Origin of the sequence: Rhodovulum strictum (genome assembly GCF_009649175.1) — a bacterium.
GTDB classification, from domain to species: Bacteria; Pseudomonadota; Alphaproteobacteria; order Rhodobacterales; family Rhodobacteraceae; genus Rhodovulum; species Rhodovulum strictum.
On sequence record NZ_WJPO01000025.1, the window covers coordinates 21,438 to 34,843 of the forward strand.

Annotated in this window: 14 protein-coding genes; 12 read left to right on the forward strand and 2 right to left on the reverse strand. The window is 68.1% G+C overall.

Annotated features, from left to right (window positions below):
• Positions 1-5 precede the first annotated feature (5 nt).
• The 4 genes from GH815_RS14250 (at position 6) to GH815_RS14265 (ending at position 3,612) form a co-directional block, all read left to right on the forward strand.
• Positions 6-746: an SDR family oxidoreductase gene (locus GH815_RS14250; RefSeq protein WP_153749439.1), complete on the forward strand. Its 741-nt coding sequence runs from the start codon at positions 6-8 to the stop codon at positions 744-746.
• A gap of 67 nt (positions 747-813) precedes the next feature.
• The gene (locus tag GH815_RS14255) at positions 814-1,806 is read left to right on the forward strand and encodes a P1 family peptidase (protein WP_153749440.1); all 993 of its coding nucleotides are present in this window, start codon (positions 814-816) and stop codon (positions 1,804-1,806) included.
• Between the two features lie 51 nt (positions 1,807-1,857).
• Positions 1,858-2,415 (forward strand): hypothetical protein, encoded by a 558-nt coding sequence (locus GH815_RS14260; RefSeq protein ID WP_153749441.1) that lies wholly within the window; start codon positions 1,858-1,860, stop codon positions 2,413-2,415.
• A gap of 183 nt (positions 2,416-2,598) precedes the next feature.
• Complete coding sequence (locus GH815_RS14265; RefSeq protein ID WP_153749442.1) at positions 2,599-3,612, forward strand: COG3904 family protein; 1,014 nt, start codon at positions 2,599-2,601, stop codon at positions 3,610-3,612.
• Between the two features lie 253 nt (positions 3,613-3,865).
• Here the strand turns inward: GH815_RS14265 and GH815_RS14270 are convergent, their stop codons facing one another.
• Complete coding sequence (locus GH815_RS14270) at positions 3,866-4,666, reverse strand: alpha/beta hydrolase (RefSeq protein WP_343030894.1); 801 nt, start codon at positions 4,664-4,666, stop codon at positions 3,866-3,868.
• A 72-nt stretch (positions 4,667-4,738) separates the two neighbouring features.
• Between GH815_RS14270 and GH815_RS14275 the strand changes: the two genes are divergently transcribed.
• On the forward strand, positions 4,739-6,211 hold the full coding sequence (locus tag GH815_RS14275; protein ID WP_153749444.1) for an NAD-dependent succinate-semialdehyde dehydrogenase: 1,473 nt from the start codon (positions 4,739-4,741) through the stop codon (positions 6,209-6,211).
• Between the two features lie 18 nt (positions 6,212-6,229).
• Here the strand turns inward: GH815_RS14275 and GH815_RS14280 are convergent, their stop codons facing one another.
• The gene (locus tag GH815_RS14280) at positions 6,230-6,652 is read right to left on the reverse strand and encodes a globin domain-containing protein (protein ID WP_153749445.1); all 423 of its coding nucleotides are present in this window, start codon (positions 6,650-6,652) and stop codon (positions 6,230-6,232) included.
• A 311-nt stretch (positions 6,653-6,963) separates the two neighbouring features.
• Here GH815_RS14280 and GH815_RS14285 point away from each other — a divergent pair, with 311 nt between their 5' ends.
• The 7 genes from GH815_RS14285 to GH815_RS14315 all read left to right on the forward strand — a co-directional run bounded on the left by GH815_RS14285 (position 6,964) and on the right by GH815_RS14315 (position 13,238).
• Positions 6,964-8,898 carry an elongation factor G gene (locus tag GH815_RS14285; RefSeq protein WP_153749446.1) on the forward strand — a complete coding sequence of 645 codons (1,935 nt, stop codon included), beginning with the start codon at positions 6,964-6,966 and terminating at the stop codon, positions 8,896-8,898.
• Positions 8,899-8,915: 17 nt separating this feature from the next.
• Positions 8,916-9,734 (forward strand): ChaN family lipoprotein, encoded by an 819-nt coding sequence (locus GH815_RS14290; protein WP_153749447.1) that lies wholly within the window; start codon positions 8,916-8,918, stop codon positions 9,732-9,734.
• A gap of 134 nt (positions 9,735-9,868) precedes the next feature.
• Complete coding sequence (gene hutW / locus GH815_RS14295; protein ID WP_153749448.1) at positions 9,869-11,251, forward strand: heme anaerobic degradation radical SAM methyltransferase ChuW/HutW; 1,383 nt, start codon at positions 9,869-9,871, stop codon at positions 11,249-11,251.
• Positions 11,248-11,766: a heme utilization cystosolic carrier protein HutX gene (gene hutX, locus GH815_RS14300; RefSeq protein ID WP_153749449.1), complete on the forward strand. Its 519-nt coding sequence runs from the start codon at positions 11,248-11,250 to the stop codon at positions 11,764-11,766. Before hutW ends, hutX begins: the two co-directional genes overlap by 4 nt.
• A 46-nt stretch (positions 11,767-11,812) precedes the next feature.
• Complete coding sequence (hemP, locus tag GH815_RS14305) at positions 11,813-11,968, forward strand: hemin uptake protein HemP (protein WP_153749473.1); 156 nt, start codon at positions 11,813-11,815, stop codon at positions 11,966-11,968.
• A gap of 159 nt (positions 11,969-12,127) precedes the next feature.
• The gene (locus GH815_RS14310) at positions 12,128-12,445 is read left to right on the forward strand and encodes a hypothetical protein (protein ID WP_153749450.1); all 318 of its coding nucleotides are present in this window, start codon (positions 12,128-12,130) and stop codon (positions 12,443-12,445) included.
• Positions 12,446-12,455: 10 nt separating this feature from the next.
• Positions 12,456-13,238, forward strand: a complete 783-nt coding sequence (locus GH815_RS14315; protein WP_153749451.1) for a DUF4198 domain-containing protein — start codon at positions 12,456-12,458, stop codon at positions 13,236-13,238.
• Positions 13,239-13,406 lie beyond the last annotated feature (168 nt).

Genomic DNA, 13,406 nt, shown 5'->3' on the forward strand with positions numbered 1-13,406 from the left:
GCGGCATGAGACTGGAGGGCAAGACAGCCATCGTGACCGGGGGCGGATCGGGCTTTGGCGCAGGCATCGCGCGCAAGTTCGCGGCGGAGGGTGCCCGGGTGATGGTGGCCGATATCAACGTGGAGGCGGCCGAGACCGTGGCCAAAGAGATCGGCGGGCTGGCGCAGGTCGTGGACGTGGCGGACGATCTGTCGGTCAGGGCCATGGCCGAGACGGCGCTGGCAGTGTTCGGGCGGCTCGACATCCTGGTGAACAATGCCGGCATCACCCATCTGCCGCAGCCGATGGAAGATGTCAGCGAGGAAGAATTCGACCGGGTGCTGGCGGTCAATGCCAAGTCGGTCTACCTGACCGCGCGCCATCTGGTGCCGCATTTCAAGGGCGCGGGTGCAGGCGCGATCCTGAATGTCGCCTCGACCGCGGGGCTGTCGCCGCGGCCGCGGCTGAACTGGTACAATGCTTCGAAGGGCTGGATGATCACCGCGACCAAGGCGATGGCGGTGGAACTGGCCCCCCATGGCGTGCGGGTCAACGCGATCTGCCCGGTGGCGGGCGAGACGCCGCTGTTGAAAAGCTTCCTCGGCGAGGACAGCCCCGAGATGCGGGCGAAGTTCCTGTCGACGATCCCGCTGGGCCGGTTCTCGACGCCCGGGGACATGGGGAATGCGGCGTGTTTCCTGTGCTCGGACGAAGCCTCGATGATCACCGGTGTCGCGCTGGAGGTGGATGGCGGGCGCTGCATCTGAGGCCGGGCCGGGGGCGCTGCCCCCGGACCCCCGGGGTATTTCGACCAAGAAGAAGCAGGGGGACGGGATGCGTCCGGGACACAGGAACCTGATTACCGATGTCGCCGGGCTGCGGGTCGGGCAGGCCGAGGATGCGCGCGTCAGGACCGGCGTTTCGGTGCTGGTGGGGGAGGCGCCCTTTGTCGCCGGGGTGCATGTGATGGGCGGCGCGCCCGGCACGCGCGAGACCGACCTGCTGGCGCCCGACCGGCTGGTGCAGCGGGTGGATGCGCTGGTGCTGGCGGGGGGGTCGGCCTTCGGGCTGGATGCGGCCTCGGGCGTGGCCGACGGCTTGCGCGCGATGGGGCGCGGCTTCGAGGTGGGGGGCCAGCGGGTGCCGATCGTGCCGGGCGCGATCCTGTTCGACCTGCTGAACGGCGGCGACAAGGACTGGGACGAGAACCCCTATGGGGGGCTGGGGCGCGCGGCGCTGGCGGCGGCGGGCGAGGATGTGGCGCTGGGCAGTGCGGGGGCCGGGTATGGGGCGACGACGGCGGATCTGAAGGGCGGCCTCGGCTCGGCCTCGGTCGTGCTGGACAGCGGGATCACGGTGGGCGCGCTGGTGGCGGTCAATGCGGTCGGCTCGGCGGTGATGGGGGGCGGGCCGGAATTCTGGGCCGCGCCCTGGGAGATCGGGGGCGAGTTCGGCGGGCTGGGGCAGGGGCGGCATGACCCGGCTGCGCGGCCGGTGACCAAGCTGGGCGCGGGGCAGGCCACCACCATCGCGATCCTCGCCACCGATGCCGCGCTGACCCAGGCCCAGGCGACGCGGTTGGCGATTGCCGCGCATGACGGGATCGCCCGCGCGCTGGTGCCGAGCCACACGCCGTTCGATGGCGATCTGGTCTTTGCGGCGGCGATGGGCGCGCGGGTGCTGGCCGATCCCGACCGGGACGCGCTGATGCTGGGGCATGCTGCGGCCTGTTGCCTGGCGCGGGCCATTGCGCGCGGGGTGTTCCATGCCCGCCCCGCGCCGGGCGATCCGCTGCCCTGCTGGCATGCGCGGTTCGGCGGGGTTTGAGGGGCGCGCGCCGGGTGCTAGGCTTGGCCGAGCGATCCGAGGAGTTGCCCGATGAAACGCCTGATCACCCTTGCCTGTCTTGCCCTGGCACCCGGTCCCGTCCTGGCCGATGACGTTGTCGACACGCTGAACAGTGCGATTGCGGCCTATGAGGCGGGCGATGTGAAATACGCCCTCGAGGAACTGGCCTATGCACGGCAATTGATGCAGGCGGTTGCCGCCGAGGGGCTGACGGGTTTCCTGCCGCCCGCGCCCGAGGGCTGGACCCGCGAGGTGAATATCGAAATGAATCAGGGGCTTGCCATCATGGGCGGCGGCGCCGGGGCCGAGGCCACCTATTCGGACGGGGACAAGTCCTTTACCCTGTCGGTGATGGCCGACAATCCGATGGTCGGGGCGATGGCCGCGATGTTCGGCAACCCGATGCTGATGGGCATGTCCGGCGAGATCGTCCGGATCGGCCGGCAACGATTCGTCGATCAGGGCGGCGAGCTGACGGGGCTGGTGGACAACCGCATCCTGGTGCAGGCCAACGGCGCCCCGCGGGAAGACATGCTGCCGGTGCTGGAGGCCATCGACTATGACGGGTTGGCGGGCTTCGGGCGGTAGGTGGGGGCGGTCGGGGTTCGGGGACCGCTGGCGCGTCCGATCTTCCCCGTGGGGAAGATCCGTTGTGGGGGTGGCGTGGTGGCGGTGTTCGGTATCGGCGCTTAGAAAGATGAGAAACTCGATATTGTGCGCCGCCACACTTGCTGGATAGTCTCTTCCAACAGGAACCTTCGCGGAGCGGTGATGGAATTTAACTTCACAGAGCCTCAGACTGACGCAGAGCGGCTATTTGGGGGTTTCTATTGCATCAACGCGATCGGAAGAATTGAGGCAGGTGACGATGCTCGGTTTCGTGAGTTTCTGATCAGGGTCATGCCCCCGCCACGCTTGACCGTATATATCAACTCGGTAGGTGGGGACGTTGATGCGGCGATTGGCATTGGTCGCCTTATTCGCGACCATTGGTTTTCAACATCGGTGGGCTCTTATGTCTTGGATCACGACCAAGACCGGTCCTATATTTTGCCTCGCAAGCACATCACCGGCACTTGTGCTAGCGCAGCTACGCTGGTGTATCTCGGCGGGCGACTTCGTTACCTTCCGATTGGATCAAAATTTGGTGTGCATCAGTTCTCTTTCCGAAACCCGTCGCCCGATGACGTGGGCCGCTCGCAAGTGCTCTCATCTCGAATAGCTACTTACGTGCAGGACATGGGGGTATCGACTGGCTTCCTTGAACTCTCATCTGCCACATCCAATGCAGAAATTGACACGGTAGAGGAAGAAAAACTTCGCGCACTAAAGGTCATAACCGGTGGTGAAACCGAAGCGAAATGGACCGTTCAGGCGCGCAATTATGTAATGTATGTCCGAGGTGAGCGTGACTCGCTATATGGACATCACAAAGTCATGCTCTGCTATGTAAAGGGGACCGGCTTCATGTTCTGGGCAGTTATCGAGTCACAAGGTAGAGAGCTGGAACTGACAAGCTTTGGTTTGGTCGAGATAGTTGTGAACGAAGAAGATTTTCGAATTGACGTTTCGAAGCGTTGCGAGCGTCAAGTTTGTGGCAATTATACTAACGTGCTCGCGCGAATCACGGAGGAGGAGGCTCGCACAATCGCGTTCTCAGAAAGCTTCGGCGTGCAGATCAGACTCTGCAATGAGTCACCAATGTTCCTCGGGATCTCGGCTGTTTCGACTGAAGGCGGCAGGGAGCAATTGCAGACATTCTTCAACACGCTTTGCGCAACGTAAGCGCTATTCCGAAAAGAAGGTGTTGAGGTGGGGTGGTCCCTTTTTGTAATAACAAATCTCGCTTAGCGTCATTGTGATATTTTACAACTACGTTGTTCAGGCTGAACCGAATAGTGTCCCACTGGTGACGCTGTCAGGCCGAGTTTTTACGGAGCGTCGGCGGAGAAGCTGCCCTTCGCTGCTGATTGCCATGGCACCTGCCTTGGACCCCTCGGTCGCCCCCCCCCCGCCGCCGATCCCGTCAGGCTGCGCCTCACCCCATCCCCAGCCCGCCCGCCACCGCGTCGGTCAGGGGGCTTGCGGGGGTCTCCAGGGCCTCGATCACGTCGAAATGGTGGCGGGTTTCGGCGATGTGCAGGGCGGTGCCGGGCCAGGCCTCGGCCAGCCAGCGGGCCTGATCGAGGAAGGCGGGGCGCTCGGCGGCGCCGACCCAGGCGGTGACGGGCAGCCCGGGGCGGGGCCGGTGCAGGACGGGGCTTTCGGCGCTGGCGGTGGCGGCGTCGAGGCAAAGTGTCTGGTTCATCCGGGTGCGCAGGAGCGGGCGCAGGTCGGCCAGCGGCGAGATCGCGATGACGCGGGCGAGGCGGGACGCGACGGGCTCGGGCAGGGCGATGTCGGGGCAGAGCATCCGCGCCACCAGATGCCCGCCCGCCGAATGGCCCGCCAGCACGATGGGGCCGGGGGCGAGCCGCGCCATCACCGGCAGGGCGGCGGCGATATCGGCGGTGATCGCGGGGATCCCGGCCTCGGGCGCCAGCCGGTAGGAGGGCAGCGCGACCGCCAGCCCGCGCGCGACCGGCCCGGCGGCCAGATGCGACCAGAAGGATTTGTCGAACCGCATCCAGTAGCCGCCATGCACGAAGATCATCAGCCCGGCGGGCCGCCCCGGGGGCAGGAAGATGTCGAAGCGCTGGCGCGGATGCTGGCCGTAGGGCATGTCGGTTTCGCCGCGGGCATGGGCGCGGAAGGCGGCGGCAGAGGCGGCCCAGCGCGGGGGATAATCCATGGCGCCGGGGATATGGGCGGCATTGGCATAGGCGTCGTCCCAGTCGATCGCGTCCTCGTCGCTGGACATTCCCCCGCCCTCCGTGCTTGCCTGCGGCCGAACCGCGACGGAGGATGACCGATGCCCGCACCCGATCTCAAGAGCCTTCTGGCCGACCGCGACCTGCTGGTGAGCCGCGCCTTTGTCGGCGGCGCATGGATCGAGGCCGATGACGGGGCGCGGTTCGAGGTCAGGAACCCGGCCACCGGCGCCGTTCTGGCCAGCGTGCCCGATCTGGGCCGGGCCGAGACGGCGCGCGCGATCGAGGCGGCGCGGGGGGCGCAGGTTGCGTGGGCGGCGCGTCCGGCGAAGGAGCGGGCGCAGGTGCTGCGGCGCTGGTACGAGCTGATGATGGCGGCGCAGGAGGATCTGGCGGTGATCCTGACCGCCGAGATGGGCAAGCCCTTGGCCGAGGCGCGCGGCGAGATCGCCTATGGTGCGGCGTTCATCGAATGGTTCGCCGAGGAGGCGCGGCGGATCTATGGCGAGACGATCCCGGGCCATATGGCGGACAAGCGGCTGATGGTGATCCGCCAGCCGGTGGGGGTGGCGGCGGCGATCACGCCCTGGAACTTTCCCAATGCGATGATCACCCGCAAGGCCGCCCCGGCGCTGGCGGCGGGTTGTGCGATGGTCATCAAGCCCGCCGAGGACACGCCGCTGTCGGCGCTGGCGATGGCGGTGCTGGCGGAGCGGGCGGGGCTGCCCGCGGGGCTTTTGTCGGTCGTTACCTCGATGCGGGCGGCCGAGGTCGGGCGCGAGTTCTGCGAGAACCCTGTGGTGCGCAAGCTGAGCTTCACCGGCTCGACCGAGGTGGGGCGCATCCTGCTGCGGCAGGCGGCCGATCAGGTCAAGAAATGCTCGATGGAACTGGGCGGCAATGCGCCCTTCATCGTGTTCGACGATGCCGATCTGGAGGCGGCCGTGCAGGGTGCCATCGCCTGCAAGTTCCGCAACAACGGCCAGACCTGTGTCTGCGCGAACCGGCTTTACGTGCAGGCGGGCGTCTATGATGCCTTTGCCGAAAAGCTGGCGGCGGCGGTGGCCCGGCTGCGGGTGGGCGACGGGCTGGAGGCGGGCACCGATCTTGGCCCGCTGATCTCGCACGACGCGCTGGACAAGGTCGAGGCGCATGTGGCGGATGCCAGGGCGCAGGGGGCGCGGGTGCTGTCGGGCGGGCGGCGCCATGCGCGCGGGGGCATGTTCTACGAGCCCACCGTGATCGCGGGTGCGACGCAGGCCATGCTGTTTGCCCATGAGGAGACATTCGGCCCGGTCGCGCCGCTGTTCCGTTTCGAGACGGTTGACGAGGTGATCGCGCTGGCCAATGACACGATCTTCGGGCTGGCCTCGTATTTCTACGCGCGCGACCTGAGCCGGGTCTACAAGGTGGCCGAGGCGCTGGAATACGGGATCGTGGGGGTGAATACCGGCATCATCTCGACCGAGGTGGCGCCGTTTGGCGGGGTCAAGCAGTCGGGACTGGGCCGCGAGGGCGGGCGGCAGGGGATCGAGGATTACCTGGAGACGAAATACATCTGCCTGTCGGTCTGAACGGGCGGGGCGGCCCGGTCAGGCCGCGTCATCCGGATCGGCCGGGGCCAGTTCCATGACCGCAAGCAGGTCGGCATAGGCCGATTGCCAAGCGCTGCGCATTTCATCGGTGCAGGCCGGGCCGAAGAAGTCCTGAAGCGCCATGTCGAAGGCGCGCTGGCCGATCACGAAATGCGCGTGCGTGACGTTGCGCCGGGCATGGACGCGGCCCAGATGCGCGGCGGTCGCGGTCAACTGGGCGCGGTCGCCAAGCACGCCCACCACCATGGCCAGGGCCGCCATCAGCATCCGTTTCTGCGTGGCGAAGTCGCGCTGGAACAGGCTCCGTGCCTCGGGCGCGATCTCGAACAGCCGATCATAGAACGCCTCGGCGAACCGGCCCTTGGCGGCAAAGAGGGGCGCGGCGCTTTCGACGATGATCTTGCGGGTCTGGGCGTCCATCGCTTCTCCGGGGGCGGCAACCGCGATAGTCTGCGCCGGTCCCCTTAACGGCGGGTGAACGGCGACCTGCGACGATTGCGCCCCGGGTCGCTGTGGCGTCCCGCTGCACCCAGATTTGCCTTGACCGCACCGGACATCAACGGGGAACATCAAGACGAAACGGGACGGCGGCCCGGCGCTTCCGGCGGCCGCACCCGACGGCCGGGGCGGGCCTGCGGCCCAGCCTCCGGTCCGGGCGCAGCATGTCGGATGGCGCGTGACGCACGCAAGGATAATCCCGTGCCACGCGACCGATCGGAGGAAGTCACCCCATGCGCTGTTTCACGATCCTCGGCCCCTCGCAGGCGGGCAAGTCGACCCTGCTGAAAGCCCTGAGCGAGCTTGACGGCCGACCCGTCACCGCCGCGTTTTCCGACGCGCTGACGGTCAGCCAGTTCACCTATCTGGGCGAGCCCTGGGCAGGCTTCGACATCGCGGGCGGGCCCGATTACCTTGGCCATGCGGGCGAGGCGCTGGCGGCGTCCGATGCGGCGATCCTGTGCGTCGCGCCCGAGCCCGATGCGGCGGTGCTGGCCGCGCCCTATCTGCGGCTGGTCGAGCAATCCGACGTGCCCTGTTTCGTCTTCATCAACAAGATGGACCAGGACGAGGCGCGCATCCGCGACATCGTGGGCGCGTTGCAGGCCTATGCCGCGCATCATATCGTGCTGCGCCAGGCCCCGATCCGCGACGCGGCGGGCCATGTGGTGGGGGCGGTGGACCTGATCTCGGAACGCGCCTTCCAGTATCAGGAGGGCCAGCCCTCGAAGCTGATCGAGATCCCCGCCGACCTGCATGACCGCGAGCAGGAGGCGCGGGCGGAACTGCTGGAGCATCTGGCCGATTTCGACGATCACCTGATGGAGCAGCTGATCGAGGACCGCGAACCGCCCACCGACGAGCTTTACAAGGTGCTGGCCGAGGCCCATCGCGGCAACCGCATCATGGCGGCCTATCTGGGCGCCGCGGGGCATGGCAACGGGCTTGTCCGGCTGATGAAGGCGCTGCGCCACGAGGCGCCCGACATGGCGGCAATCGGGCCGCGGCTGGGGGTCGAGGCGCCGCTGGCCATCGGCGTCGCGTCCGAAACGCGCAAGCATGTGGGCAAGTCCACGCTGATCCGCGCGCTGGGCGGCCCGGTGCAGCATGGCAGCCCGCTGGCGGGCGACAATCTGGGCAGCCTGACCGGGATCGACGGCAAGCCCGTGCCCGAACCGCTGGAGCCGGGCACGCTGGCCATCGCGGTCAAGTCGGACCATCTGGAACCGGGTTTCGTCTATACCGCGCAGGGCGCAGGCGAACTGCCCGGCTGGACCCGCGGCCGTCCGCCCGCCTATGCCCGCATCCTGATGCCCGCGAACGATCGCGACGATGCCCGGCTGTCGGCGGCACTGGCGCGGCTGGCGGGGTCCGATCCGGGGATGGAACTGGCCCAGGATGCTGCGACCGGGCATCTGGTGGTGCGCCTTCAGGGGCCGATCCACATGCGCCGGGTGCTGGCCAAGCTGGCCGAGGAGTTCGGGATCGAGGCGGTCGAGCATCCCGTGTCGGGCATCTATCGCGAGACGATCACCAAGACGGTCGACACCCATTACCGCCACCGCAAGCAGACCGGCGGCGCGGGCCAGTTCGCCGATGTTCACCTGACGATCCGGCCGCAGGGGCGTGGCGCGGGCTTTGCCTTTGCCGAGACGATCAAGGGCGGCACGGTGCCCAAGAACTACATCCCCGCGGTCGAGGCCGGCGCGCGCGAGGCGATGGACCAGGGGCCGCTGGGCTTTCCGGTGGTCGATGTCGCGGTGACGCTGACGGATGGCAAGTATCACGCGGTCGACAGTTCGGACCATGCCTTTCGCACCGCTGCCAAGGCCGGCGTGCGCGAGGCGCTGGCCGAGGCGGGGCCGGTCGTGCTGCAACCGATCGAGCGGGTGGACATCCATGTGCCCTCGGTCCATTCGGGGTCGCTGGTGGCGCTGGCGGGCAGTCTCAAGGGGCAGGTGCTGGGCTTCGAGGCGCATGGCGATGCGCGCGGCTGGGACGTGTTCCAGGCGCTGATCCCGGCGGCGGCCAAGGACGAGCTGTTCCAGGCGCTGGGCGGGCTGACCCATGGCACCGCATGGTTCGAATCGCGCTTCGACCATTACGAGGAACTGCACGGGCGCGATGCCGAACGCATCCGCGAGGCGCGGGCGGCGGAACTGGCCTGACGCGCGGCGCCGCGGCAATGAGCGGGGCGACCCCCTGGCTCTTGCCCGCCAGCGGCGCCCGGCTTGGCCATGCCGGGGCGCTGGCCTGGCTGGCGGGGGCAGATGCCGTGCTGCTGGGCGAACGGCATGACCGCGCGGCGGATCACCGCTGGCAAGTGCACGTTGCGGCGGGGCTGGCGGCGCATCGGCCGATCGTGATGGGATTCGAGATGTTTCCCGCGCGGCTTGACCCGGTGCTGGCCGACTGGGTCGGGGGCGGGCTGTCCGAGGGGGATTTCCTGGCCCGCGCCGACTGGTCCACTGTCTGGGGCTTTCCGGCCGAGCTTTACCTGCCGCTGTTCCGGTTCTGCCGCGAGATGGGCGTGGCCATGGTCGGGCTGAACTGCCGCCGCGATCTGGTGCGCGAGGTCGGCGCGGGCGGGTGGGAATCGGTGCCCGATGATGCGCGTGAGGGGCTGACGCCCGCCCGACCCTCGCCGCCCGCCTATCGCCGTTTCATCTATGATCTGACCGGTGGCGCGCGGCCGGGGCGCGTGGCGACATCGCCCGAGGATCCGGCCTTTGACCGCTTCGTGCGCGCGCAGGAGGTCTGGGACCGCGCCTTTGCCACCCGGATCCACGCCGCTGCCGGGCGCCCCGGCGCGCCGCTGGTGGTGGGGATCATCGGGCTGGGGCATCTGCTGTGGGGCGGTGGCGTGCCCTGGCAACTGGCCGATCTGGGGCTTCGGGATGTCCGCGTCGCGATCCCGTCCGCGCCCGACGATCCGCCGCCCGAGGTCGGGATGGCCGATGCGATCTGCACCCTGCCGCCCGGGGTCGAGCCTGCCGGAGCGTGACCCCGCAACAGGGGGCTTTTCAGCCGGTTTCAATCCTGATAGAAAATATCGGAAATAGGGCGCGCCCCGCCGCCCGCCATCGTCAGGCCCCAGCTCTTCGCCCGGTCCCCTGCGCCATTCTCAGGATGCACAGGATGAACCTTGCAAGAGCCCCGCTCAGGGACCGCCCCGCCAGCCCGGAACCGCATTTTGCCCGGATCTCTGCCGATCCGCTGGCCGATGCCTTTTCCGGCCGGATGGGGGCACATGCCCGGGGCAGCGCGCAGCCGGTGCCCGCCGACGAGGTTGCGGCGCTGTGGGGGCAACTGACCGCGACGCCACGCAAGGGGCCCTCGGTCGCCTATGTCCATATCCCGTTCTGCGAAAACCACTGCCTGTTCTGCGGCTTCTACCAGAACCCCTGGCGGCGCGAGGCGGGCGCGCCCTATGTCGATGCCGTGCTGGCCCAGCTTGCCCGGGGGGCGGAAACGGCTGTCCAGCGGGGCCACCCGCTGCGCGCGGTCTATCTGGGCGGCGGCACGCCCACGGCGCTGGCCACCCAAGATCTGGTGCGGCTGGTCGAGGGGCTGCGCCGCCACCTGCCGCTGGCGCCCGATTGCGAGATCACGCTGGAAGGGCGGATCGTCAGCTTTGGCCTGGAAAAGGCGCGGGCGGCTTTCGATGCGGGGGTCAACCGGATCTCGCTGGGGGTGCAAAGCTTCGATGAAAGGGTGCGGCGGCGGCTGGGGCGCAAATCGACCCGGGCCGAGACGATCCGCTTTCTCGACGGGCTGATGGCGCTTGACCGCGGTGCGGTGGTGATCGACCTGATCTATGGCCTGCCCGGGCAGGACCGCGCCACGTTCCGCGCCGATCTGCGGCAGGCGGTGGCGCTGGGGCTTGACGGGCTGGACATCTATTCGCTCAAGGCGATCCCCGGCACGCCGCTTCTGATCGCGCAGGACAAGGGCAAGCTGACCCCCGCCGCGCCCGAGGAACTGGGCCATTTCTATGCCGATGGCGCCGACGAGATGGACCGCGCCGGGTGGGAGGCGATCTCGACCACGCATTGGCGGCGCGGCACGCGCGAGCGCAGCATCTACAATCACGAGGTCAAGGCGGGCGCGCATTGCCTGGGTTTCGGGGCCGGGGCCGGGGGCAACCTGCATGGCCATGGCTATCGGCTGACGCCCGATCTGGACGCCTATCGCGCCGGGACCGCGCCGGTCGCCGGGCTGATGCGCCCCGCGCCGCTGGCCCCGGTCCACAACGCGATCAAGGCCGGGATGGAACGCGGGCGGCTGGAAGCCGCGCCCGTCGATGCCGCGCTGGCCGCCTCTGGCATCGCCGCGTGTTTCGACCGGATCGCCGCGCCGCTTCTGACCCAATGGCAGCAGGCGGGGCTGATGAAGGCGCGCGAGGGTGGCCATGCCCTGACCCTTGCCGGGCGGTTCTGGCAGGTGGCCATGACCGCGCGGCTGATGGCCTGGACCGATGCCCGGGCCACCGATTTCACCACCGAGGAGACCCAGCAATGACGACCACCCCCGATACTGCCGCCGCGATCCGCGCCGCACTTGCCGCCCATCCCGGTGCCGCACTCGAAGACATTGCCGCGCAAAGCGGCGCCAGCTTTGCCGAGGTTCTGGCCTGCCTGCCCGACGACGAGGCCGTACTGGTCCCCGGCCATCATTTCGAGGAGGCGATGGCCGAGATCACCCGCTGGGGCGAGATCACGCTGATCATCAATACCGGCGACGTGATCCTTGAGGCCAAGGGCGAACTGCCGCCGGGCAGCGTGGCGCAGGGCTATTTCAACCTGCATGGGCGCCCCATCGGCGGGCATATCCGTGCGGGCGCCTGCGCCGGGGTGGCCTTCGTCACGCGCGGGCTGTTCGGGATGGAGGCGCGCTCGGTCCAGTTTCTCGACACGCGTGGCGGGTGCCTGTTCAAGATCTATCTGGGCCGCGATGCGAACCGCGCGCTGATCCCCGCCCAGCTTGCCGCGTTCGAGGCGCTGCGCGACCGCCTTGCCTACGCGGTGCCCGCATGAGGGCCGGGCCATCATGCGCGACATGGCACGCAGCGGCACGCTTCCCATGAGCCTGCATGAATGCCTTCGGGCCCATTCGGGACAGCCCGTCCATGACGCGCGCATCCTGACCGGGGGCGGGACGGTCGCGGTGATCGTGCTGGACGGCGTGGCCTATACGTTGCGGATCACGCGGGCGGGCAAGCTGATCCTGACCAAGTGACCCGGCCTGCCGCCATGGACGGAATGTCGCGGCATTGGTTCTTGATAAAAACACTAAGGTAAGGTTTGGTGACCTTTGACACCGCCCCAAGCCAGACGCCAGGGGAATCGCTGACCGACATTGCGACGGACCACCGTCGCCCAGATTGACGAGGATCCCATGCGTCTTGATCTCCGACTTCCCGTTACGCTTGCCGCCCTGATCGGGCTTGCAGGCGCCGCGCTTGCCCATACGCCGCTGTGCTCCTGCTATGACAATGGCGACGGCACGGTGCTGTGCGAGGGCGGGTTTTCCGATGGCGCGTCGGCTGCCGGGGTCAAGATGTCGGTGATGGACGGCTCGGGCGCCGCCCTGATCGAGGGGGCAATCGACGCGAATGGCGAGTTCGTGTTCGACAAGCCCGAAGGGGCCTTCAGCGTGATCTTTGACGCGGGCGAAGGCCACCGCATCACCATTTCCTCTGACGCGATCTATTGAGGGCAGCACAATGAACCGCCTTTTCGCAGCCGCGCTTGCCGCCACGCTTGCCACCCCCGCCGCCGCGCATTTCCAGCTGATCTACGCCCCCGACCCGAATATCGAGGCGCCGGGCGATGTCACGCTGAAGCTGATCTTCTGGCACCCGATGGCGAACGGGCATGCCATGGACATGGGTACGCCGGTCGAATTCTTCTCGGATTTCCGGGGCGAGCGCACCGATCTGCTGCCCAGCCTTGCGCCGATCACCTTCAAGGGTGCGGATAACGAGGCCGCAGCCTATGAGGCCACGCTGCCCGTCCGGCGCAATGGCGACTACATCCTCGCGCTGACGCCCGCGCCCTATTACGAGGGGGGCGAGGATATCTATATCCAGCAGATCACCAAGGTCTTCTTCAACAAGGCGGGCCTGCCGACCGGCTGGAACGAACCCCTTGGCCTGCCGACCGAGATCGTGCCGCTGAACAAGCCGACCAACATCCTTGTCGGGTCCACCTTCTCGGGCCAGCTTCTGTCCGGGGGCGAACCCGTGGCGGGGGCCGAGATCGAGATCGAGTATCTGGCCGCCGAGCCCGACATGGAGACCAACACCGCTGGCGCGGCGACGGTGGGCGAGGCGCCGGGCGGCACGCTGGTCGCGATCACCGATGCCAACGGGGTCTTTACCTTCGGGATCCCGCGCGCCGGGCATTGGGGCTTTGCCGCGCTGGGCAGCGGCCCCGAAACCGAGCATGAGGGCAAGGAACTCAGCCAGGACGCGGTGATCTGGATCAAGGCCTATGATCTCGAATAGGCGTTAACCTGGGTGAAGGGGCGGCGTTCCGTGCCGCCCCGGCCCGTCGCCTGCGGTCGCTTTCCGGCCGCCGACGGGAGGCCCAGGACGCGGAACGCCCCACCCGGTTGTCGCACGCTCCCAGGAAACGGTCCCCACGAAAACGGCCTCCCAGGCAGAACGGATCCC